The 23,295-nt window shown below is 66.6% G+C and carries 21 protein-coding genes; 15 read left to right on the top strand and 6 right to left on the bottom strand.

Going from position 1 to position 23,295, the window contains the following annotated elements:
- Positions 1 to 58 precede the first annotated feature (58 nt).
- From SI859A1_RS08990 to SI859A1_RS09005, 4 genes are all read right to left on the bottom strand, one after another.
- On the bottom strand, positions 59 to 481 hold the full coding sequence (locus SI859A1_RS08990; RefSeq protein ID WP_009209475.1) for an HIT family protein: 423 nt from the start codon (positions 479 to 481) through the stop codon (positions 59 to 61).
- Positions 482 to 557: 76 nt separating this feature from the next.
- Positions 558 to 1,787 (bottom strand): GNAT family N-acetyltransferase, encoded by a 1,230-nt coding sequence (locus SI859A1_RS08995; RefSeq protein ID WP_009209476.1) that lies wholly within the window; start codon positions 1,785 to 1,787, stop codon positions 558 to 560.
- A gap of 38 nt (positions 1,788 to 1,825) precedes the next feature.
- Entirely contained in the window at positions 1,826 to 2,554 is a 729-nt protein-coding gene (locus tag SI859A1_RS09000; RefSeq protein ID WP_009209477.1) for a glycerophosphodiester phosphodiesterase family protein, read from the bottom strand.
- A gap of 1 nt (position 2,555) precedes the next feature.
- The gene (locus SI859A1_RS09005) at positions 2,556 to 3,023 is read right to left on the bottom strand and encodes a RidA family protein (protein WP_009209478.1); all 468 of its coding nucleotides are present in this window, start codon (positions 3,021 to 3,023) and stop codon (positions 2,556 to 2,558) included.
- A 138-nt stretch (positions 3,024 to 3,161) separates the two neighbouring features.
- On the opposite strand from SI859A1_RS09005, the gene SI859A1_RS20320 reads away from it, so the two are divergent.
- The 14 genes from SI859A1_RS20320 (at position 3,162) to lpxB (ending at position 17,861) form a co-directional block, all read left to right on the top strand.
- Positions 3,162 to 4,088 carry an EipB family protein gene (locus tag SI859A1_RS20320; RefSeq protein ID WP_050767492.1) on the top strand — a complete coding sequence of 309 codons (927 nt, stop codon included), beginning with the start codon at positions 3,162 to 3,164 and terminating at the stop codon, positions 4,086 to 4,088.
- A gap of 210 nt (positions 4,089 to 4,298) precedes the next feature.
- Positions 4,299 to 5,153, top strand: coding sequence for a 30S ribosomal protein S2 (gene rpsB, locus SI859A1_RS09015; RefSeq protein ID WP_009209480.1), 855 nt, complete (start codon positions 4,299 to 4,301; stop codon positions 5,151 to 5,153).
- Positions 5,154 to 5,294: 141 nt separating this feature from the next.
- On the top strand, positions 5,295 to 6,221 hold the full coding sequence (gene tsf, locus SI859A1_RS09020; protein WP_009209481.1) for a translation elongation factor Ts: 927 nt from the start codon (positions 5,295 to 5,297) through the stop codon (positions 6,219 to 6,221).
- A 254-nt stretch (positions 6,222 to 6,475) separates the two neighbouring features.
- Positions 6,476 to 7,195 carry a UMP kinase gene (gene pyrH / locus SI859A1_RS09025; RefSeq protein WP_009209482.1) on the top strand — a complete coding sequence of 240 codons (720 nt, stop codon included), beginning with the start codon at positions 6,476 to 6,478 and terminating at the stop codon, positions 7,193 to 7,195.
- 37 nt (positions 7,196 to 7,232) lie between these two features.
- Positions 7,233 to 7,790 carry a ribosome recycling factor gene (gene frr, locus SI859A1_RS09030; RefSeq protein ID WP_009209483.1) on the top strand — a complete coding sequence of 186 codons (558 nt, stop codon included), beginning with the start codon at positions 7,233 to 7,235 and terminating at the stop codon, positions 7,788 to 7,790.
- Between the two features lie 35 nt (positions 7,791 to 7,825).
- Positions 7,826 to 8,566 (top strand): isoprenyl transferase, encoded by a 741-nt coding sequence (locus SI859A1_RS09035; protein WP_024350601.1) that lies wholly within the window; start codon positions 7,826 to 7,828, stop codon positions 8,564 to 8,566.
- 4 nt (positions 8,567 to 8,570) lie between these two features.
- Positions 8,571 to 9,422, top strand: a complete 852-nt coding sequence (locus tag SI859A1_RS09040; protein ID WP_009209485.1) for a phosphatidate cytidylyltransferase — start codon at positions 8,571 to 8,573, stop codon at positions 9,420 to 9,422.
- A 194-nt stretch (positions 9,423 to 9,616) separates the two neighbouring features.
- The gene (gene rseP / locus SI859A1_RS09045; protein ID WP_009209486.1) at positions 9,617 to 10,756 is read left to right on the top strand and encodes an RIP metalloprotease RseP; all 1,140 of its coding nucleotides are present in this window, start codon (positions 9,617 to 9,619) and stop codon (positions 10,754 to 10,756) included.
- Between the two features lie 204 nt (positions 10,757 to 10,960).
- Positions 10,961 to 13,417: an outer membrane protein assembly factor BamA gene (gene bamA / locus SI859A1_RS09050; protein ID WP_009209487.1), complete on the top strand. Its 2,457-nt coding sequence runs from the start codon at positions 10,961 to 10,963 to the stop codon at positions 13,415 to 13,417.
- A gap of 42 nt (positions 13,418 to 13,459) precedes the next feature.
- Positions 13,460 to 14,518, top strand: coding sequence for a UDP-3-O-(3-hydroxymyristoyl)glucosamine N-acyltransferase (lpxD, locus tag SI859A1_RS09055; protein ID WP_009209488.1), 1,059 nt, complete (start codon positions 13,460 to 13,462; stop codon positions 14,516 to 14,518).
- Positions 14,511 to 14,978 carry a 3-hydroxyacyl-ACP dehydratase FabZ gene (fabZ, locus tag SI859A1_RS09060; RefSeq protein ID WP_040325615.1) on the top strand — a complete coding sequence of 156 codons (468 nt, stop codon included), beginning with the start codon at positions 14,511 to 14,513 and terminating at the stop codon, positions 14,976 to 14,978. Before lpxD ends, fabZ begins: the two co-directional genes overlap by 8 nt.
- A 2-nt stretch (positions 14,979 to 14,980) precedes the next feature.
- Entirely contained in the window at positions 14,981 to 15,787 is an 807-nt protein-coding gene (lpxA, locus tag SI859A1_RS09065; RefSeq protein WP_009209490.1) for an acyl-ACP--UDP-N-acetylglucosamine O-acyltransferase, read from the top strand.
- Positions 15,788 to 15,789: 2 nt separating this feature from the next.
- The gene (locus tag SI859A1_RS09070; protein WP_009209491.1) at positions 15,790 to 16,689 is read left to right on the top strand and encodes an LpxI family protein; all 900 of its coding nucleotides are present in this window, start codon (positions 15,790 to 15,792) and stop codon (positions 16,687 to 16,689) included.
- The gene (lpxB, locus tag SI859A1_RS09075) at positions 16,686 to 17,861 is read left to right on the top strand and encodes a lipid-A-disaccharide synthase (RefSeq protein WP_009209492.1); all 1,176 of its coding nucleotides are present in this window, start codon (positions 16,686 to 16,688) and stop codon (positions 17,859 to 17,861) included. Before SI859A1_RS09070 ends, lpxB begins: the two co-directional genes overlap by 4 nt.
- Before the next feature lie 53 nt (positions 17,862 to 17,914).
- On the opposite strand, the gene gltA is transcribed toward lpxB, so the two are convergent.
- Entirely contained in the window at positions 17,915 to 19,207 is a 1,293-nt protein-coding gene (gene gltA, locus SI859A1_RS09080) for a citrate synthase (RefSeq protein ID WP_009209493.1), read from the bottom strand.
- A 144-nt stretch (positions 19,208 to 19,351) separates the two neighbouring features.
- Positions 19,352 to 20,773 carry a glutamate--tRNA ligase gene (gene gltX, locus SI859A1_RS09085; RefSeq protein ID WP_009209494.1) on the bottom strand — a complete coding sequence of 474 codons (1,422 nt, stop codon included), beginning with the start codon at positions 20,771 to 20,773 and terminating at the stop codon, positions 19,352 to 19,354.
- A gap of 113 nt (positions 20,774 to 20,886) precedes the next feature.
- Here gltX and SI859A1_RS09090 point away from each other — a divergent pair, with 113 nt between their 5' ends.
- Complete coding sequence (locus SI859A1_RS09090) at positions 20,887 to 23,262, top strand: ComEC/Rec2 family competence protein (protein WP_009209495.1); 2,376 nt, start codon at positions 20,887 to 20,889, stop codon at positions 23,260 to 23,262.
- Positions 23,263 to 23,295 lie beyond the last annotated feature (33 nt).

The following is a 23,295-nucleotide window of genomic DNA, read 5'->3' on the forward strand; positions in this document are numbered from 1 at the left end:
CCTCGGGGCGGCCCTATTTCGTTCTACCACGTTGTGCCGCGGGGCCCGGCGGCCGAACTCAGTCGAGGGCGGCGCGGATCAGGGCCGCGTGCTCGGCCAGCATGTCCGGATCGGCCATGCCGTCGGAGTGCTTTTTCAGCGGCACGCCGGCATAGACCGGCAGCACATGGAAATGCAGGTGAAACACGGTCTGCCCGCCGGCGGTTTCGTTGAACTGGGCGATGCGGACGCCATCGGCATCGAAGGCTTTCTTCACCGCACGCGCCAGCTTGGCGACCACCGGCATGACCGCGCCGAGCGTCTCGTCCGCCGCATCGAGAATGTTGCGCGAGGGCGCCTTCGGAATGACGAGGCAATGGCCTTTCGATTCCGGCATCACGTCCATGATCGCCAGCGCCGTGTCGTCCTCGTAGAGTTTCTGGCTCGGGATCTCGCCACGCAGGATCTTGGCGAAGATGTTGCCGTCGTCGTAGCCGCTCATGGTGTCCGGTCCTTCACAATCAGAATCAGACCGGACGATAGGCAGATTGCCGCGATTGTCGACGGCTGAGCCGCCGTCAGCCGCCCTTCTTGTAGGGCGTATGCTCGGACAGAACGTCGCTGACATGGGCGATTTCGGCGCGTTCGGCGTCCAGGTAATCGTCGACGGCACGGCGCAGGCCCGGATGCGCGATCCAGTGCGCCGAATGTGTGGTCACAGGTTCGTAGCCGCGGGCCAGCTTGTGCTGTCCCTGCGCACCCGCCTCGACGAGGCCGAGGCCACGGGCGATCGCGAAGTCGATGGCCTGGTGGTAGCAGACCTCGAAATGCAGGAAGGGATGGTCCTCGATACAACCCCAGTTGCGCCCGAAGATCGTGTCGGCGCCGATGAAGTTCAGCGCCCCGGCGATGTAGCGACCGTTTCGCGACGCCATGACAAGCAGCGTCTGGTCGGCCATGCGCTCGCCGATCAGGCTGAAGAACGCGCGATTGAGATAGGGCCGGCCCCATTTGCGGCTGCCGGTGTCCATGTAGAACTCGTAGAAGGCGTCCCAGGCCGCCTCTGTAAGGTCGCTGCCGGTCAGCCAGGAAATGGAGATGTCGTTGGCCAGCGCCTCGCGGCGCTCCTTGCGCAAAGCCTTGCGCTTGCGCGACGCCAGCGTCTCCAGAAACTCCTCGTAGGTCGCATAGCCGCGATTGCGGAAATGGAACTGCTGGTCGGTGCGGTGCAGCCAGCCTGCCTCGGTCAGGACGTCGCGGTCCGCGGGCTTGAGGAAGGTGGCGTGGACCGAGGAGACGCCGGTCTGGGCCGCATAGGTCCTGGCGCCCTCGGCCAGCGCCTGCCGCCGGATCGTCGCGCCGGGTGCGGTTCCTACCAGGAGCCGCGGCCCGGTGGCCGGGGTGAAGGGCACCGACATCTGCAGCTTCGGATAATAGCGCCCGCCGGCGCGCTCGAAGGCGTCCGCCCAGCCCTGGTCGAAGACATACTCGCCCTGGCTGTGGCCCTTCAGATAGGCCGGGGCGGCTGCGATCGCCGCGCCCTGCGGATCTTCCAGTACCAGGTGCTGGGGCAGCCAGCCGGTCGCTTCGCCGACGCAGCCGCTATCCTCCAGCGCGGAGAGAAAGTCGTGCGATACGAAGGGGTTGGCGACGCCCGATGGAGTCGCGGTGGAGGCGGGCGACGCCGGCGCGGGCTCCACGGCCAGCGCGTCCCAGCGCGCGGCGTCGATCGCGCTGAGCCCATCGACCACCCGGATCGTGAAGCTCTCTTCGCTGGTGGTCGGGGCGGCGGCGGATTCGCGTGTCATGCGATGAATTTATGCCGGTCCTGCGGCAGCGCAAGGCGTCATTGCTGCGGCGCAATGCCTTCGAAGGTCATCTGATCGCAATGGTCCCGGCTGATGCGGATCTGCGCCTCGGTGCGCACGGTCCAGGAGATCAACGGTGCGCCCTTGCCGCGGACCCATTCGGTGAACGGGTTCGGCACATGGTGGATGTCATAGGACGAGAAATCGCAGCCGCGTTCGAACACCTGCCGATGGGCGGCGAAGGCGTCCGGCGTGTGTCCCGTCGCGGTCAGCCCGATGGGACGGCCGGGGCGGGCCGCCAGCATCTGGTCGATAAGCCAGGGATCGAATGACATCAGGGCCAGCTCGCCGCGGTAGGATTCGAGAACCGGCTGCAGACGGGCGAAATAGTCCGCATCGACGTCCGGGGCGATGCCCTTCAGTTCCATGACCACCGGCACGCGCCCGGCGACCGTCGCAAGAAAGTCCGCGACGGTCGGGATGACGGCCTTTGTGCCGGCAAGCCGCAGGCCGGCAATCGCTTCATCGCCAAGCGCGCGAAAGTCCGCCTCGCGGCCGGTCAGCCGTTCCAGCGTGTGATCATGGAAGATGAAGGGCGTGCCGTCGGCCGAAAGCTGCACGTCGCATTCGATCGCGTAGCCGGCGGCGATCGCTGCTTCGGCGGCGGGAATCGAGTTCTCCGCCACCGTCTTGTTGCCGTCATGGAGCCCGCGATGGGCGATCGGGTTCGCGGTCAGCCAGCCGAGCGCGCCATCGAAGGCCGCCATGTCAGGCGACCTCGAACAGGGCTTCGATCTCGACGGCGGCATCCATCGGCAGCGCCGGTACGCCGACCGCCGAACGGGAATGGCGGCCGTTCTCGCCGAGGATCTCGACCAGGAAATCCGACGCGCCGTTGGCGACCTTGTGCTGCTCGGTGAAGCCGGCGTCGCTGGCGACGAAGACGGTGAGCTTCAGAAGGCGGCCGAGGCGGCTCCAGTCGCCGGAGACGGCCGATTTCGCCTGGGCGAGGATGTTGATGGCGCACAGCCGCGCGGCCTTCTGGCCGTCTTCCAGCGAGACGCCGGCGCCGAGCTTGCCGGACACGGCCAGCTTGCCGCCGTCGAGCGGCAACTGGCCCGAGGTCTGCAGCAGCCCGCCATAGCTGACGCTCGGCACGTAGTTGGCGGCGGGCGCCGCCGCTTCGGGGAGGGTGACGCCGGCGGCTTCGAGGCGGCTTGCGATGGTATCGGCCATGTTGTTGTCTTCCTTTAGCTCGACGGATAGGAGCGCCGGGGAGGGGCTGTGCCAGCCAGATGGCCGCAAGCCCGTTCCGGACGCGCCGTTCCGCAGAGGCGTAGCCCATCCGCAGACCCAGTGAAAGATCGTCCCGCCATGCGCGCCAGCCTCGTAGCCCCTCTCGCGATCGGCCTTGTCGCCGGACCGGCTCTTGCGGCCGCCGCGACGATCGCACCGCATCGCGCCTCCTACGAACTGGCGATGGACGGCAGTGGTGATCTGGTCGACGCCCAGGCGCGGATCGCCGTCGAGATCACGCGGCCGGACTGCGACAGCTACGACATCGACTACCGCTTCGTGGCCCGGTTCCAACAGGAGCAGGAACTGGTGGTCACCGACCAGCAGACCCAGACGCTGGAAAACCTCGCGGACGGAACGCTCGCCTTCAAAACGCGGACGCTGGTCGACGGCACAGAGCAACAGGTCGTGCGGGGCACCGCCGTCAATACGGGGGAGGAGACGCATGTCGCCTTCGTCGAACCGGAGAGCCGCTCGGTGAGCGTGCCGCTGGCGGCCTTTCCGATGCAGCATACGCTGGCATTGATCGAGAAGGCGGAGGCCGGCGAGCGGATCGTGCAGTCGCCGCTCTATGACGGCGACCCGGCACCGGAAAAGGGCCTGTCCACGACCGCGATCATCGGGCCGGCGCCGGACAACCGGGCAGAGCCCGAGGATGCGGAGGAAGGCGCGCCGCTCGCGGATGAAACGTCACCGGCGGCGGACATGCGATCAGAGACCGCCGAGGGCGACACGCGCGACGACGACGACGACCGCGGCGAAGCCGAAGACCCGATGGCAGCCGATATGTCCCCGGCCAGCCAGCTGTCGGGTCTGCGCTCCTGGCGGATCAGCGAATCCTTCTATGACAGCGACAGCGATGCCGACGGCATGCCGGTCTTCGAGACGGCCTATACGCTCTACGAGAACGGCATCTCGGACGATATGGTGCTCAGCTTCGACGGCTACCGCCTGGCCGGCGGCCTTGCGAGCCTCGATCTTCTGGACGTGCCCACCTGTCCCTGACGGGGCTGGTACCGTGCGCCCCCGATCCCCATATCGACCCTGAACGCCGCCGCCATGTTGCCTCGCGCGGGCTTTTGGTGTATCGGCGCTTCCATTCCACACACGGAACTCGGGTTTCGACGTTCGGGCTTGTCCCGACGCCGCGATCCACCGGTGGCGGCATTCGGCCGCTTCTTTTCCGTGGAGGCTCAACCGGTAAAGGAAAAAACCATGGCATTGCCAGACTATTCCATGCGCCAGCTGCTCGAGGCAGGCGTGCATTTCGGTCACCAGACGCATCGCTGGAACCCGAAAATGTCATCCTACATCTTCGGGGCGCGCAACAACATCCACATCCTCGACCTCGGCCAGACCGTGCCGCTGCTGCATCGTGCGCTGCAGGCCGTCTCCGACACCGTGGCCCGTGGCGGCCGTGTGCTGTTCGTCGGCACCAAGCGCCAGGCATCCGACATCGTCGCTGATGCGGCGAACCGTTCGGCCCAGTACTACGTCAACGCCCGCTGGCTCGGCGGCATGCTGACCAACTGGAAGACCATCTCCAACTCGATCCAGCGCCTGCGCAAGCTCGACGAGATGCTGGCCGGCGAAGCCCAGGGCTTCACCAAGAAGGAGCGCCTGACGCTGCAGCGCGAGCGCGACAAGCTCGACCGCGCCCTCGGCGGCATCAAGGACATGGGCGGCGTGCCGGACATGATCTTCATCATCGACACCAACAAGGAGTCGATCGCGATCGAGGAAGCCAAGCGCCTGCACATCCCGATCGTCGCCGTCGTCGATTCGAACTGCGATCCCGCACCGATCGACTACCCGATCCCGGGCAATGACGACGCAGCTCGCGCCATCACCCTGTACTGCGACCTGATCGCCCGCGCCGCCGTCGACGGCATCGCGCGCCAGCAGGGCGATTCCGGCATGGATATCGGTGCGATGGAAGAAGCGCCGGTGGAAGAGGCCGTCGAGGCCGAGCCGGTCGCCGAGGAAGCACCGGCTGCCGAAGCCGAGGCTCCGGCCGCGGAAGCTCCGGCTGCCGAGGCTCCGGCCGAGAACGCAACGCCCGCCGCCTGAGGCGAGGCGGCGAACGGCGCGGTCGGGCTGGTGTCCGACCGCCGCCCGCGCCCGTCTCCGGCGCCGTAATCACGGCGTCACAATTCTGGCGCACCCGTTCCATCCGAGCCGGTGCGCCCAATCATTTCTGAAGAGGCAAAAATGGCAATTACCGCTTCGATGGTGAAGGAACTGCGCGACAAGACCGGCGCAGGCATGATGGACTGCAAGACCGCGCTGTCCGAGACCGACGGCAACATGGAAGAGGCCATCGACTGGCTGCGCGCCAAGGGCATTGCCAAGGCCGACAAGAAGTCCGGCCGTACCGCGGCCGAGGGTCTCGTCGGTTCGGCGTCCGAGGGCACTAAGGCCGTCGTCGTCGAGGTCAATTCCGAGACTGACTTCGTCGCCCGCAACGATGCCTTCCAGGGCCTCGTGCGCGACGTCGCATCGGTCGCTCTGACCACCGACGGCAGCGTCGAGGCGGTCGGCAGCGCTGCCTATCCGGGCGGCACCAAGAGCGTCAACGACACGATCAAGGACACGATCGGCACCATCGGCGAGAACCTGACCCTGCGCCGTTCGGCCATGCTGAGCGTCAATGACGGCGTCGTGGCGTCCTACATCCACAATCAGGTCGTGGACGGCCTCGGCAAGCTCGGCGTGCTCGTCGCGATCGAATCTTCCGGCGACAAGGCTGCGCTGGCGCAGTTCGGCCGCCAGGTCGCCATGCACATCGCCGCGACCAACCCGCTGGCGCTGACCGCCGAGGAAGTCGACGCGGCCACCGTCGAGCGCGAGAAGGCGATCTTCAGCGATTCGGCACGCCAGTCGGGCAAGCCGGAGAACATCATCGAGAAGATGGTCGAGGGCCGCCTGCGCAAGTTCTACGAGGAAGTCGTTCTTCTGAAGCAGAACTTCGTCATCAATCCCGACCTGACCGTCGAGAAGGCGCTGGCCGAGGCCGAAGGCAGCTTCGGCGCGCCGGCCAAGATCACCGGCTTCGTGCGCTTCGCCCTCGGCGAAGGCGTCGAGAAGGAAGAGAGCGACTTCGCAGCCGAAGTCGCCGCAGCCGCCGGCAAGAAGTAAGTTCCGCGCGCCGGACGCCTGTCCGGCGGCGACACGACAGACCGATCGAGGGCGTCCGCTTCACAAGCGGGCGCCCTTATTGTATCGCATCCCCAAGCGCGGCAGGCATTTGCGAGAGCGACTTGCTGCCGGATTTCCACATGCGCCCGCCGGTTCGGCGTGGCGTCGTCCGAAGACGCCCTCCCGGCAGCACGGCTTCGTCGCCGTCGCCGCTGCCTTGACGGGCGGGCCGCCGGACGCAGGCAAGGTGAGCAATGGCCTCCGAGATTCGATACCCGCGGGTGCTTCTGAAGGTATCCGGTGAAGCTTTGATGGGGTCGCAGGGCTTCGGGATCGACGTCGCGGTGGCCGATCGCATCGCCTCCGACATCGCCGAGGCGCACCGGCTGGGCGTCCAGGTCTCGGTCGTCGTCGGCGGCGGCAACATCTTCCGCGGCGTGGCGGTGGCCTCCAAGGGGGGCGACCGCGTCACCGGCGACCACATGGGCATGCTCGGCACCGTCATCAACGCGCTGGCCCTGCGCACCTCGCTGATCAAGATGGGCGTCGACACCATCGTCCTGTCGGCGATCGCGATGCCCGAAATCTGCGAGAGCTTCTCCCAGCGCAGCGCGCTGGCGCATCAGGCTGCGGGCCGGGTGGTGATCTTCGCCGGCGGGACCGGCAATCCGTTCTTCACCACCGATTCCGCCGGCGCGCTGCGCGCAGCCGAGATGGGGGCGGCGGCCCTGTTCAAGGGCACCCAGGTCGACGGCATCTATTCCGCCGATCCCAAGAAGCACCCCGACGCGGTGCGCTACGACACGCTGACCCACGACGAGGTTCTGCAGAAGGGCCTGGCCGTTATGGACGTGGCGGCCGTTGCGCTGTCGCGCGAGAACGACATCCCGATCGTCGTCTTCTCGATCCACGAGAAGGGCGAGTTCGCCAAGATCCTGTCCGGCGGCGGCCGGGCGACGATCGTCACCGAATAACTGCGTCCGCGCAGTCGAGAGCCGAAAAGAGGACATCATGGCCGACATGGATCTGAACGAACTGAAGCGCCGCATGGATGGCGCGATCACCAGCCTGAAGAGCGACCTGACGGGCCTTCGCACCGGCCGCGCCTCGCCGAGCCTGCTCGATCCGATCTATGTCGACGCCTACGGCTCGAAGATGCCGCTCAACCAGGTGGCCAACGTCTCGGTGCCGGAGCCGCGCATGGTCACCGTCACCGTCTGGGACAAGCAGATGGTGGGCAAGGTCGAGCGCGCGATCCGCGAGAGCAATCTCGGCCTGAACCCGATCACCGACGGCGCGACGCTGCGCATTCCGTTGCCGGAGCTGAACGAGCAGCGCCGCAAGGAGCTGGTCAAGGTGGCGCACCAGTATGCCGAGGGTGCCAAGGTCGCGGTTCGCCATGTCCGGCGCGACGGCATGGAAACCTTGAAAAAGCTGGAAAAGGACGGCGATATCGGTCAGGACGAGAGCCGTCAGCAGTCGGACCGCGTCCAGAAGATGACCGACGAGACGATCTCCGAGATCGACTCGGCGCTTGCCGTCAAGGAAGCGGAAATCATGCAGGTCTAGCCTGCCTTGGGCGTCGACCTCGTCGTCGCGGCGGAATGATCGAGGGAAGGGCTGATACGGTGCGGGATCTCCAACACGTCGCCATCATCATGGACGGCAATGGTCGCTGGGCGAATGCCCGCGGCCTGCCGCGCAGCATGGGGCACCGTCGGGGCGTCGAGGCCGTGCGCGAGGCGGTCCGCGCGGCGGGCGAGCTTGGCATCCAGTATCTGACCCTGTTCGCCTTCTCCTCGGAGAACTGGCGCCGTCCCGAGGCCGAGGTCGAGGAGCTGATGGGGCTGTTGAAGCACTTCATCCGCCGCGACCTCGCCGAACTGCACAAGGAGGGCGTGCGCGTCCGGGTGATCGGCGAGCGCGAGAACCTGTCGTCGGACATCCGCGCGCTGCTCGAGGAAGCCGAGAACCTGACGCGCGACAACCAGCGCCAGACCCTGGTGGTCGCCTTCAATTACGGAGCCCGCGACGAGGTCGCCCGGGCCATGCGCCGCGTCGCCGCCAAGTACGCGGCGGGCGAGGTCGAGCTCGAAGGGCTGACTGCCGAGTATCTCGACGAGCATCTCGACACGGCCGGCATTCCCGATCCCGATCTGATCATCCGCACCAGCGGCGAGCTGCGGCTGTCCAATTTCCTGCTCTGGCAGGCGGCCTATTCCGAATTCGTCTTCCTGCCCTGCCTGTGGCCCGATTTCGACCGCAAGGCGTTCGAGGAGGCCATCGCCGATTATTTCAGCCGGGATCGTCGCTACGGCGGATTGTCGCGCGAAATCGCTTCCTGATCCGATGGGCCTGGAACTTCGACGGTTCTTTCTCGCCGGCAGCTGGTCCGACCTGAAGTCGCGCGTCATCTCCGCGCTGATCCTCGGCGTCATCGTCATCGCCCTGACCGCCATCGGCGGCTGGCCGTTCCGGGTGCTCTGCGCGCTCACCGGCATCATCGTCTTCGACGAATGGGCCCGCATGACACGCGCCAAGCGGGTCCGGCCGATCTATGATTTCGCCCGTGGCGCCCTGATCGTCGCCGTCGTCGCGCTGGTCTTCGATCTCGGCCTGCTGGCTGTGGCGATCGTTGGTGCGGCGATGGTCTTCATCGCCGCGACGGATCGCGACGAGCGCAGCGCGCGTTGGGTGCATTGGGGCTTGTTCTACGCGGGCGCCGCGGCGCTGGCCCCCGGCATGCTGCGCGGCTCCGATCCCGCTGGCCTCACGACGCTCGGCTTCATCATCGTCGTCGTGTGGTCGACGGACATCTTCGCCTATTTCACCGGTCGCACGCTCGGCGGGCCGAAGCTGCTGCCGGCGGTGTCACCGAAGAAGACGCTGTCGGGAGCGGCCGGGGGGCTCCTGGCCGGGACGATCCTCGGTGCGGTCTACGCCCATCTCGTCAGCGGCGAGGTCGGCGCCTTCATCATCATCCTGGCGGCGATCCTGTCGGTGGTCGGGCAGGCGGGCGACCTGTTCGAATCCTGGATCAAGCGGCGTTTCGGCGTGAAGGATTCGGGCCGTCTCATCCCCGGCCATGGCGGGCTGATGGACCGTATCGACGCGCTCGTCGTGGCGATGGCCGTGACCTGGGCGGTCGGCGTGGCGATCGCCGGATTCGGCGAACCGGCCCGTGGCATATTTGCCCTCTGAGCGCATCGATTTCAGCGCGGGCGCCGTCATCATTGCGACTTGTTCGTCAACTGCTATGGAAGAGATCCCCGCGGCGCCGCTCGAAGCGCGCAGCCACGGGCATTGTCTGATCATTTGAATGCGGCATCGTCTCGACCGGATGTCGATGCCGGTCCGGAACCAGCGGTCCGGGATGGAACGCGAAAGGGTGCGGAATGGAATCGCCTGTCGGGCTCTCCCAGATCTGGAGCGGAGGCCTCATCTACATCGTCCCGTTCCTCTTCGTCCTGACGATCATCGTCTTCTTCCATGAGCTCGGGCATTTCCTCGTCGGCCGCTGGTGCGGCATCAAGGCGCTGGTCTTCTCGGTCGGCTTCGGGCCGGAACTGATCGGCTTCAACGACCGGCGCGGCACGCGCTGGAAGCTCGCGGCCGTGCCGCTGGGTGGCTACGTCAAATTCCTCGGGGACGAGAACGCGGCTTCGGTGCCGGACCGTGCCGCGATGGACGCAATGTCGGACGCCGAGCGCAGCGGGGCGTTTCCGGCCAAGAGCGTCGGCCGCCGCGCCGCCACGGTGGCTGCGGGCCCCATCGCCAACTTCATCCTGGCGATCGTGATCTTCGCCGGCGTCGCCTATGTCGAGGGACGCGTCGTCGGCGACCCGGTCGTGGCCGAGGTGAGGGACGGTTCGCCTGCCGCGGCCGCCGGCTTCAAGGCGGGCGACAAGGTGCTGTCCGCCGACGGCGAGACGATCCGCTATTTCTCCGACCTGCAACGCTATGTGTCCTCGCGGGCCGACACGCCGATCCGCATGACGGTGGAGCGCAACGGCTCGCCCGTCGAACTGACGGTGACGCCGCGCAGCGAGGTTCAGACGGACGGGTTCGGCAACGAGTTCAACGTGCCGGTCGTCGGACTGGTGGCCAACAATGACGGCTCGTCGTTCCGGGTGGAGAGCCTGTCGCCGGTGGAGGCCGTGGCCTACGGCGTCTCGCAGACCTGGTTCGTGACGACGCGGACCGTGGACTTCATGGGCGAGGTGATCACCGGTCGCCAGAACGCCGACCAGATCGGCGGCCCGATCCGAATCGCGCAAGTGTCGAGTCAGGTTTCGACGATAGGACTGGGCGCGCTGCTCAATCTGGCGGCGCTGCTGTCGGTCTCCATCGGGTTGCTCAACCTTCTGCCGATTCCGATGCTGGACGGCGGGCATCTGCTGTTCTACGCATTCGAGGCGATCCGTGGCCGACCCCTGAGCGAACAGGTGCAGGAAGTCGGCTTCCGAATTGGGCTCGCACTGGTGATGCTGCTTATGGTATTCGCCTTCTGGAACGATATTTCGGGACTCGTCTGATGAGTCCCGCCGGGTCGGGGGACTTGGGGGCTTGCAAACTGTTAACCAAAGCGACGATGTCCGTGACAACGTTGCAACGGCTTTTCCGATTCCTAAAGGGACTCGGGCCAGTTTGCTTGAACGGACACGGAAAGCCGGTACAAGGCAACGATGCGCATTGCTCCCACTGCGTCTCGATACAATGATGAAAAGGTGGCTGGGCCAATGAGGGCTGGAACGAATATCATGCGCGCGGTCTCCGCTGTCGCGCTCTCCTCGACGGTTCTTGCAGCTGCGACCCTCGGGGCCCAGCTTGCCGCTGTCACGGTCGCCGAGGCGGCTGTCGTCAATCGCATCGACGTTCGCGGCAACAGCCGGGTGGAAGCGGACACGGTCCGCGGCTTCATGCAGATCTCGGCCGGGCAGAACGTCACCGAAGCCGATCAGGATCAGGCGGTCCGTCGCCTGTTCTCCACCGGCCTCTTCTCGGATGTGCGCATCAGCCAGTCCGGCGGCACGCTGATCGTGCAGGTCGACGAGAACCAGATCGTCAACCAGGTGCTCTTCCAGGGCAATTCCAAGGTGAAGGACGAGCAGCTTATCGCCGCCGTCCAGACGCAGCCGCGCGCCGCCTATTCGAGCGCGACCACGCAGGCCGACGTCGAAGCCATTCAGGCCGCCTACACCAGCATCGGCCGCAGCGACGCCATCGTCTCCGTACGCACGCAGGAGATCGGCGAGAACCGCGTCAATGTCATCTACGACATCCAGGAAGGCGACCGCACCAAGATCGAAAGCATCAGCTTCGTCGGCAACAACGCCTTCGGCGACAGCCGGCTGAAGCAGGTCATCGCGCTGCGCGAGAGCGGCATCCTCAGCTTCATTCAGCGCAACGACATCTACGATCCGGAGCGCCTGCGCACCGACGAAGAGACGCTGCGCCGCTTCTACTACAATCGCGGTTATGCGGATTTCCGCATCGTGTCCTCGGTGGCCGAGCTCGACGAGAGCCAGAACAGCTATTTCATCACGATCACCGTCGACGAGGGTGAGCGCTACAGCTTCGGCAACGTGACGATCGACAGCACCGTTGCCGGCGTCGACACCGAGTCGCTCTATGGCGAGATCGAGACCCAGACGGGTGAGGTCTACAGCGCCAAGGATGTCGAGGACACGCTGGTCAACCTGACCAACAGCCTTGCCAATGCCGGCTTCGCCTTCGCGCAGGTCACCCCGCGCGGCGATCGCGACTTCGCCAGCCGCACGATCGCCATCGACTACGTCATCGACCAGGGTCCGCGGGCTTATGTCGAGCGTCTGGAGATCCGCGGCAACACCAAGACCCGCGACTATGTCATTCGCCGCGAGTTCGACGTGTCCGAAGGCGACGCCTTCAACCAGGTGCTGGTGCAGCGCGCCAAGCAGCGCCTCGAGGACCTGAAGTATTTCGATAAGGTCTCGGTCTCGACAGCGCCCGGCGCGGAGCCGGACCGCGTCATCGTGATCGTCGACGTGGTCGAGAAGGCCACCGGTGAGCTGTCGCTGGGCGGTGGCTACACGACTGGTGGCGAAAGCTCCGGCCCGGTCGCCGAGATTGGCGTCACCGAGCGCAACTTCCTCGGCCGCGGCCAGTTCATCAAGGTCTCTGCCGGATTCGGTGCCGACACCCGGAACTACAGCCTGTCCTTCACCGAGCCCTATTTCCTCGGGCGGCGTCTGGCGGCTGGCTTCGACGTCTATCGCAGCGAGAGCAGCTCGGGCGATTACGACTCCGAGCGCACCGGCGGCGACATTCGTATTGCGGCGCCGATCACCGAGGATCTGACGGCCCAGATCGCCTACAACATCAAGCAGGAAAAGTTCGGCGACGATAACGGCACGACCTACAACCAGTTCAGCAATTCGCAGCTGGTCGACGGAAGCGGCAATGTCTTCGAAAGCACCTGCGGCAATCCTGACCCGAATAACAATATCGTCGATCCAAACGGCAGACCGGCCGTCGCGCCGCCCTATACGGACTCGCCGATCATCAACCAGGCGATCTGCGAAAGCCCGTACCTGACGTCGTCGGTGTCCTACGCGCTGACCTACAACACGCTCGACAACACCAACGATCCGCGCAACGGCTTCTTCATCCAGGCCGGGCAGGAGTTCGCCGGTGTCGGCGGCGATGCGAACTTCGTCAAGACGACCGGCAAGGCCAGCTACTTCCACCTCCTGAACGAGGAATACGACGTGATCGGCTCGCTCAATGCGGGCGGCGGCAACGTCACCTCGTTCGGCGGCGACGGCCTGCGGGTGTTCGACAACTTCTTCAAGGGCCAGGACATCGTTCGCGGCTTCGACTACAAGGGCATCGGCCCGCGCCAGAACGGTGTGTCGATTGGCGGCAACAACTATGCCAACGCCTCGGCGGAAGCGACCTTCCCGCTGCCGGGTATCTCACGTGATCTCGGGTTCCGTGGTGCGGTCTTCGCGGATGCCGGTTCGCTCTGGGGCAGCGAGTACGAGAACGACCCGGGTGTGATCGGCGTCGATGCCTCGCTGCGCGCTTCGGCGGGCGTCGGCCTGATCTGGGCGTCGCCCTTCGGTCCGCTGCGGGTGAACTACGCCCATCCGCTGGCCAAGGAAGATTTCGACGAGCTGCAGGAATTCTCCTTCGGATTCTCGTCCCGCTTCTGATCGACAATGTGGGGGCCGGCTTGTCCGGCCCAGACCGTCCCGATGCATGAATTGACTTTCTTCCCGCGCGGCGACGGTCTCACCCTTGCGGAGCTGGCAAGCCTGACGGGCGCCAGCCTGGGCGAAGGGGCCGACCCGGCTCTGCGGATCGCAGGCATCGCTGCCCTGTCCGAGGCAGGGCCGCAGGACCTGTCCTTCTTCGACAGCAAGCGCTACAGCGCCGAGCTCTCGGCAACGCGGGCCGGCTGCGTTCTCGTCTCTCCCAAGAATGTCGGGCTGTTGCCGTCGGGCATGCCGGCACTGGTGACCGCCAGTGCCGCGATCGCCTTCACCGAGGCGGGCCGGGCGCTGTTTCCCGGCGCCGTCCTGCCGACGCCGGCCACCGGATCGCACGGTGTCTCACTCAAGGCCGACATCCACCGCGAAGCCCGGCTTGAAGACGGCGTGACGGTGGAAGCGTTCGCGTCGATCGGTCCCGGCGTCGAGATCGGCCGCGGAACGATCGTGGGTGCGGGCGCCGTCATCGGCGCCGGCTGCCGCATCGGCCGCAATTGCCGGATCGGTTCGAACGTGACCTTGACCCATGCGCTGGTCGGCGATCGGGTGATCCTGCACCCCGGCGTACGGATCGGGCAGGACGGCTTCGGCTACACGGCGGGACCCGCGGGCCTCGTCAAGGCGGTGCAGATCGGCCGTGTCATCATCCAGGACGATGTCGAGATCGGCGCGAACACGACCGTCGATCGGGGCGGCGTTCGCGATACGGTGATCGGCGAAGGAACCAAAATCGACAACCAGGTCCAGATTGCCCACAATGTGCGGATCGGGCGGCACTGCGTAATCGTCGCGCAGGTCGGCATTTCCGGCAGCACGACACTCGGCGACGGCGTGATGATCGGCGGTCAGACCGGCATCAACGGCCATCTGACGATTGCGGACGGCGCCCAGATCGCGGCCGTGTCGTCGGTTGCCGGCGACGTGCCGAAGGGCGCGCGCTGGGGCGGCACGCCCGCAAAACCCGTTCGGGACTGGTTTCGTGAGCTCATGACGTTATCTGAGCTTGCGCAACGGGGACGTTCTCCAAGGAAGACAGATGAGTGACGACGCGATGGTACTCGAAAGCGCCGATATCCTGGAGATCATGGAGCTTCTACCCCACCGCTATCCGTTCCTGCTGGTCGATCGCATCATCGACATCGACGGGGACCGCAGCGCGATCGGGATCAAGAACGTCACCGCGAACGAGCCGCATTTCCAGGGACATTTCCCGACGGCTCCGGTGATGCCGGGTGTGCTCATTCTCGAGGGCATGGCCCAGACCGCCGGCGCGATCTGCACCCGGGCGACCGGCGGTGGCACGCCGCAACTCGTCTATCTGATGACCATCGACGGCGCCAAGTTCCGCAAGCCGGTGGTTCCGGGTGACCGGATCGAATACCACGTGACCCAGTCCAAGAAGCGCGGCAGCATCTGGAAGTTCGACTGCGTTGCGCAGGTCGACGGGGTCAAGGTGGCCGAGGCGGTCGTCAGCGCAATGTTGTCGCCCCGCGGCCCGAGCTGACCATGGCCGAGACGACCATTCATCCGAGCGCCGTCATCGAGGACGGCGCGGTGATCGGTGACGGCTGCGAGATCGGCCCGTTCTGCCATGTCGGGCCGCAGGTGCAGCTCGGGGCCAACAGCCGCCTGCGCTCGCATGTGGCGCTGTGGGGCAATACGGTGATCGGCGAGAACGCGCAGATCTGGCCGTTCGCCTCGCTTGGCCATGCGCCGCAGCATCTGAAATATCGCGGCGAGGACACCAGGCTGGTGATCGGTCGCGACTGCCTGATCCGCGAACATGTGACGATGAACCCCGGCACCGTGCAGGGACGCTCCGAGACGACGATCGGCGACAATTGCGCCTTCTTCACCGGTGCCCATGTCGCCCATGACTGCATCGTCGGGCGCAATGTCACGGTGATCAACAACGTCATGCTCGCCGGTCACTGCACGATCGGCGACTATGCCACGATCGCCGGCGGCTCGGGCATTCACCAGTTCACCCGGATCGGCCACCATGCCTATGTGGGGGGCCTGGCGGCGGTCGAGGGGGACGTCATCCCCTTCGGCATGGTGCTGGGCAACCGTGCCTATCTGTCGAGCCTCAACGTCATCGGCATGAAGCGGGCCGGCTTCGATCGCGAAGCCATCCGCAATGTGCGCCGCGCCTACCGGATGCTGTTTTCCTTCGATCTGACATTCAAGGAGAACATGGACGAGGTGCAGAGCGAGTTCCCCAACGATCCCCTCGTTCAGGATCTCCTCGGGTTCATCCGCTCGGGGGGCGATCGCGCTTTGTGCTTTCCGCGCCATCCCCAGCTGAGCTGACAATGCCCGGACTGGCTCCCGATCGGCCGGGCGACGCTCTCGGTCTGGTAGCGGGAGGCGGATCGCTGCCGCGACTGGTGGCCGAAGCGGCCCGCGCATCGGGCTGGCGGGTGGTCGTGGTGCGGATCGGCGACGGCATGGCCGACGACTGGTCGGGTTACGAAGGGGGCGCCTATCCCTGGGGCCGTACGGGCGATGCGATCGCCTACATGAAGTCCTGCGGTGTCCAGCGGATGGTGTTCTGCGGCACCGTCAGCCACCGTCCCGATTTCCGCTCGCTCATTCCCAGTTTCCAGACCCTGATCCGGCTGCCGGCGGCGCTGAAGATCGTGCGCGGCGGCGACGACCGGCTGTTGCGTGCCCTGTCTCGCTACATGGAGCGTCAGGGTTTCGAGATGCTGGCGGTACAGGACATCGTTCCGCAGCTCCTGACCCCCGGGGGCACGCTGACCCGTCGCATGCCCGACGCCGACGAAGAGCAGGCGCTGGTGCTCGCCGCCCGGGCCGCGGGACGGCTGGGCGAGCTCGATATCGGACAGGCCGTCGTCGCGTCCCGGGACCGGGTGATCGCGCTGGAAGGGATCGAGGGTACGCGGGAGATGCTGCAAAGGGTCGCCGATCTGAAGAGTCGCGGCCGCATCGGACGTTCCGAGCGCTGCGTGCTGGTGAAGAGCGTCAAGCCGACCCAGGACGAACGCTTCGACCTGCCGAGCATCGGCGGCGCCACCATCGAGGAGGCTGCCGTTGCCGGCATCACGGTGATCGGGGCCACGGCCGGGCGCAGTCTGGTCCTCGGGATCGACGACGTGCTCGAGGCCGCCGAAGCCGCGGGCATCGCCATTGTCGGGCTCGAACCGGACCCCGGCACCGCAAACGGCGACCACGGCGGAGACCGACCATGACGACCATCGCCTTCGTGGTGGGGGAAGCGTCAGGGGACCGGATCGGTGCCGATCTCATCCGCGCTCTTCGACCGAAACTCGGCGACGAGTTGCAACTGGTGGGGCTCGGCGGCGAGGCGATGCAAGCCGAGGGCCTCGACAGCCTCTTCGATATCGATGAATTGTCGATCATCGGGATCGGCGCGATCCTGGCGCGACTGCCGCAGCTGATGCGACGACTGTCGCAAGTGGCCGATGCGGTGATCGCCGCGCGTCCCGATATCCTCGTCATCATCGACAGCCCGACCTTCTCCCACCGGGTGGCGAAGCGGGTGCGCGACAAGCTGCCCGACGTGCCGATCGTCAATTACGTGCCGCCGACGGTCTGGGCCTGGCGCGAGGAGCGGGCACAGAAGATGCGGGCCTATGTGGACCACGCCATCTGTATCCTGCCCTTCGAGCCCGCGACCATGAAACGGCTGGCTGGACCGCCGTCGACCTATGTGGGCCATCCGCTGATGCGGGTGCCGGCGCTGGCGCAGATGATTGCGGACCCTGCGCGCACCGCGCCGGAGCGTACTCCGGCAGCGCCGCCGCGTCTCCTGATCCTGCCGGGGTCGCGCCGCGGCGAGATCAACCGGCTGATCGACGATTTCGGCCGCACCTTCGATGTCCTGCGCGGGCGTATGCCGGGCGTCACGGCCGTCATTCCGGCGCTCGAACGGCATCGTCCTCTGATTGAACAGAAGATTGCCGGTTGGGAGGTGAAGCCTAAGATCGTCACCGGTGAGGCGGCAAAGTGGGCGGCCTTCGCCGAAGCCGACGCGGCGCTGGCGGCCTCCGGCACGGTATCGCTGGAGCTGGCGCTCGCTGACGTGCCGATGGCGCTGGCCTACCGGCTCGACCCGGTCGCCTACCAGTTCCGCCATCTGATCTCGGCATGGACGGCGGCGATGCCGAATTTCATCGTCGGGCACGCGCTGGTGCCGGAACATTTCCACGAATTCGTGCGGCCGGAAATGCTGGCCCGCCGGCTCGAGCGGCTGATGACGCCGACGCCGGAGCGTGCGGCGCAGCGCGCCGGCTTTGCCGACATTCGCGAGATGATGCGGATCGATGTGGCGCCGGGCGAGGCGGCCGCCGCGATCGTCGTCGATTGCATCGCGCGCGGCAGGACGTTCACCCAGACATAGAAACGGGCGCCGCAGCGCCCGTTGTTTTCGTTGATCTCGAAGCCGGATACGCCTCAGCCGCGCTCGTCGACGGCGACGTAGTCGCGCATCTCGGCGCCCGTATAGAGCTGGCGGGGACGGCCGATCCGCTGATGCGGGTCCTCGATCATCTCCTTCCACTGGGCGATCCAGCCGACCGTGCGCGCCACGGCGAAGAGCACCGTGAACATGGTGGTCGGGAAGCCGAGTGCCTTCAGGGTGATGCCCGAGTAGAAGTCGACATTCGGGTAGAGCTTCTTCTCGATGAAATACTCGTCGGTCAGCGCGATGCGCTCGAGCTCCATCGCCACTTCGAGCAGCGGATCGTCCTTGATGCCGAGCTCGTCGAGGACCTCGTGGCAGGTCTGCTGCATGATCTTGGCGCGCGGATCGTAGTTCTTGTAGACCCGGTGGCCGAAGCCCATCAGGCGGAACGGATCGTTCTTGTCCTTGGCCCGCGCGATGAACTCGGGGATGCGGTCCTTGGTGCCGATCTCCATCAGCATGTTGAGCGCGGCCTCGTTGGCGCCGCCATGGGCCGGGCCCCAGAGGCAGGCGATGCCGGCGGCGACGCAGGCAAACGGGTTGGCGCCCGAGGAGCCGGCGAGGCGGACCGTCGAGGTCGAGGCGTTCTGCTCGTGATCGGCGTGGAGGATGAAGATCCGGTCCATGGCCCGCGCCAGCACCGGGTTGATCCGGTAGGGCTCGCACGGCACCGCGAAGCACATGTGCAGGAAGTTCTCGGCATAGGCGAGATCGTTGCGCGGATACACGAAGGGCTGGCCGATATGGTACTTGTAAGCCATCGCCGCGATGGTCGGCATCTTGGCGACCATGCGCAGGCTCGCCACCATCCGCTGGTGCGGATCGGCGATATCGGTCGAGTCGTGGTAGAAGGCCGACAGGGCGCCGACCGATCCGACCATGACGGCCATCGGATGCGCGTCACGGCGGAAGCCCGTGTAGAACCGGCTCATCTGCTCGTGGACCATGGTGTGCCGGGTCACGCGGTAGACGAAATCGTCCTTCTCGCGGGTCGTCGGCAGTTCGCCGTAGAGCAGCAGGTAGCAGGTCTCGAGGAAGTCACCACGCTCGGCGAGCTGGTCGATCGGGTAGCCGCGATGCAGCAGCACGCCTTCGTCGCCGTCGATATAGGTGATCTTGGATTCGCAGGACGCCGTCGAGGAGAAGCCCGGGTCGTAGGTGAAGAGACCGGTCTGCTTGTACAGCGCGGTGACGTCGACGACGTCCGGTCCGATGCTGCCGCTGCGAACGGCCAGATCCGCATCTTTCTGACCCAATGTGAGCTTCGCCGACTGTTCTGTCATGCGTTTTCCCTTCGATGATAGCCGCTCAGGTATCGACCTCTCGCAGCGCACACAGATTGTTCAGATGCCTGACTACTCCAAACCCGGGAGTGCGACAAGTTTCCGATCACGCAATGTGTTGCGCCGCAACAGTCCTGTCCCTGGTCAGGCCGACTGGTCGCCCAGCCGTGCCAGCGATTCGTCCCGGCCGAGCACGGCCAGTACATCGAACACGCCCGGGGAGGTGGTGCGGCCGGTGAGGGCCGCCCGCAGGGGCTGTGCCGCCTTGCCCAGCTTCAGACCGTTCTCCTCGGCATAGGCGCGTACTATGGCCTCCAGCTCCGCCGCAGACCAGTCCGGGGCTGCCTCGAAGCGCTTGGCGAGCGCGCCGACGATCTGGCGGCCGCCATCGTCGAGAATCGCCGCCGCCTTGTCCTCGAACGACAACGGCCGGTCGGCGAAAAGATAGGCGGTGCTCTCGGTGAGCTCGAGGAGGGTCTTGGCGCGTTCCTTCAGACCTGGCATGGCCGCGGTCAGCTTGCATCGGATCTCGTCGTCGGAGCGGGCCTTCAGGATACCGCCATTGGGCAGCACGTCGCGCTCGGCCATCAGCATGTCGACCAGATCGGCGTCGTCGCTGCGCCGGATCCAGTGGCCGTTGAGGGCTTCCAGCTTGGCGAAGTCGAAGCGCGCGGCGCCCTTGTTGATCTCGCCGAGATCGAACCATTCGATCATCTCCTCGGTGGAGATGATCTCGGAATCGCCATGGCTCCAGCCGAGCCGCACGAGGTAGTTGCGCAGCGCCACCGGCAGATAGCCCATGGCCTGATAGGCCTCGATGCCCAGTGCGCCGTGGCGCTTCGACAGCTTGGCGCCGTCGGCGCCATGGATCAGCGGGATGTGCGCCATGACGGGCACGTCCCAGCCCATCGCCTTGTAGATCAGCGTCTGGCGCCCGGCATTGGTCAGGTGGTCGTCGCCGCGGATGATGTGAGTGACGCCCATGTCGTGGTCGTCAACGACCACGGCGAGCATGTAGGTCGGGCTGCCGTCGGAGCGCAGCAGCACCAGATCGTCGAGGTCCTTGTTGGGGAAGCGGACGTCGCCCTGCACCTTGTCGTGGACGATCGTCTCGCCCTCCAGCGGTGCCCGCAGGCGGATCACCGGCTTGACGCCTTCGGGGGCCTCTGAGGGATCGCGGTCGCGCCAGCGGCCGTCATAGCGCGGCGGACGCTTCTCGGCGCGTGCGGTCTCGCGCATCTCTTCCAGTTCGGCCTGGCTGGCATAGCAGCGATACGCCTCGCCCTTGGCCAGCATCTCCTCGACCACCTCGCGGTGACGCGCGGCGCGCTCATACTGCGACACCGGCGGCTCGTCGGCGGTCAGACCCATCCAGTCGAGGCCGTCGATGATGGCCTTCACCGCCGGCTCGGTCGAGCGGGCGCGGTCGGTGTCCTCGATCCGCAGCAGCATCTTGCCGCCCGTCGCCCTGGCGTAGAGCCAGTTGAACAGCGCCGTGCGCGCGCCACCGATATGCAGGAAGCCCGTCGGCGAGGGGGCAAAGCGGGTCACGACGGCGTCCGTCATGGTCTCTCCGATATAGATACGCTGAGTAATGGGAGCGATCGGCATGGATCGCTTTCGCATGGCGGCTGTGTACCATAGGCGAGGGGAGAGACAAGCCGACGGGACCGGACGGCATGGACAGCGCCAGCGACCGCAACGAACGCGCAGGCGCGGCCTTCGGGCGGCGCGACGCCGTTCGGGCAGCGTTCCGGCGCTGGCGAGCGGCGATCGCGCTGCCGCCGCGTGCCCGCTGGCGCCATCTCGGCCGGGAATGGCTTGCCGACCAGCTTGCCGCCGAGACCCGCAACCGGACGGGTTTTCTCCTGGTTCCGCTTGGCCTGATGATCGGCGTAGCGCTCGTCCACGCCGCCGGCTGGGCCCCGAATATCTGGCTGACCGTCTTTGCCGCCATCGCCAGCCTCGGCCTCGCGCTGCGCAGGATGGGGCGCCCCGTTCTGCACCCGATGCTGATCCTGGCCGGCTTCGCCCTGATCGGCGCCGCCCTTGCGATCGGCGAGATCCAGCGCACCGAAACGACGATCCTGTCGGGCCAGGCGACGGTGCGCATTGCCGGTCCCGTCGTCTCGCGGGAGCGGACGGAGGACGGACGCTATCGCTATGTGATCGCGGTCGCCGAGACGGAGCGACCGATCCTGTCGCGACCGCCCGAACGGGTGCGTATCGTCGTCGGTAGCCGGCATGAGCCGATCGCGCCCGGTGGCCTGTATCGCGGCCTCGTCCGGCTCGGACCACCGTCCGGTCCGGCCTTTCCCGGCAGCTACGATTTTGCCATGGCGCCGTTCTTTGCGGGGATCGGCGCCTATGGCTATTCGCTCGGCGCGCCGGAGGCCGAGCCGATGCCGGCCCCGACGACCGGCGAGGGGGGCGGCCTTCTGGCCGACCTGCGGCATGTGCAGACCGAGACGCGCCTCGTCCTGACCGAGCGCATCAGCACGGTGATCGGCGGCCGCGAGGGCGCCATCGCCGCGGCCCTCATCACCGGCGAGCGCGCCGGTATCCCCGACGATGCCCGCGAGTGGCTGCGCGGCACCGGGCTCGCCCATGTCCTGTCAATCTCGGGCCTGCACATGGCGATCGTCGCCGGCTTCGCCATGCTGGCCGTTCGGTCGTCGCTGTCCCTCGTGCCGGCCATCTCGCTGCGCCTGCCGGCCAAGAAGATCGCCGCCCTCGTCGCGCTCGTCGTCGCGGCGATCTACCTGGCGATCTCGGGCGCCAATGTCGCGACCCAGCGCTCCTTCGTGATGCTGGCGATCATGCTCGGAGCGGTGCTGATCGACCGACCCGCCTTGACCCTTCGCAACGTGGCGATCGCCGCCATCGTCGTCATCCTCGTCGCGCCGCATGCGGTGATGACCGCCAGCTTCCAGATGAGCTTTGCGGCAACCGTGGCGCTGATCGGCGGTTATGCGGTCTTGTCGCAGTGGCGGGCGCGGCGAAAACGTGGCCGCGAGACGGACAGGGGCGTCGCCGGCAAGATCATCGTCGCACTCTCCGCGATCATGGTCACCTCGATCCTCGCGGGATCCGCGACGGCGCCCTATGCCGCCTATCATTTCCACCGGCTGGCGACCTTCGGCTTCGTCGCCAACCTCCTGACCATGCCGCTGTTCACGCTCTGGATCATGCCCCTGGCATTGGTCGGAACGCTGCTGATTCCGTTCGGGCTCGATGCCTGGCCGTACCAGGCGATGGGCGCCGGCCTCTGGCTGGTCCTCGAGATCGCCCGCAACGTCTATGCCTGGCTGCCCGACCAGGCGATCGGACGCATGACCGCATCGGGGCTTCTGCTGCTGACGGCGGCGATCCTTACAGCGTCCTGCCTCGCGAGCCGGCTGCGTTGGCTTGGCCTGCCGCTGGCACTGGCCGGACTCGTCGCCGCGCCCGACAGGACGGCTCCACCGGAGCTCCTGGTCTTCGAGGATGGCAAGGAGGTTGCGACGCTCGCGGCAGACGGCCAGCTTGCCTTCCTGCGTCCACGGCCCAGCAGTTTCATCGCGGAACAATGGGAACGGGCTTTCGAGGCGCGGGCGCCGCGGGGCGCGGACACCGAACGGATCCGGGCGACCATTTCCGCGGAGTGCGCGGCCAAATACTGCCGCTTCACCACGCGCGGCGGCCTGCGTGTGATCTGGACGGAGGATTATGCCCGCACGGGCGATGCCTGCGACGAGGCAGACGTCGCCATCGTTTCGCGCGCGATCCGGCTTGCCGAATGCCGATCCGGCGCCGTTCTGGTAACGCTGCGCACGCTGCGGCGGACCGGCTCGCTGGCGATCAGCCGGGAGGCGGCGACGGGCCGGCCCCGTATCGTGAAGGCGGTCCGCGATCCGCCCGAACGCTGGAACGTCCACCGGCTGGCGCCCTGGCCGGAATATTGGCGTAAGCCCGCCGTGTCGGAACCACCGGTACCCGTCACGCAACCGGCGTCGGCGACCGCCACCAACGGAGCCGAAGTCAGCGCAGGTCGAACCGTGTCGGCTGCGCCCTGAACGAGGACGGGCCGGTTTCGGACTTCGTCGCCT

Source organism: Aurantimonas manganoxydans SI85-9A1, from assembly GCF_000153465.1.
GTDB classification, from domain to species: Bacteria; Pseudomonadota; Alphaproteobacteria; order Rhizobiales; family Rhizobiaceae; genus Aurantimonas; species Aurantimonas manganoxydans.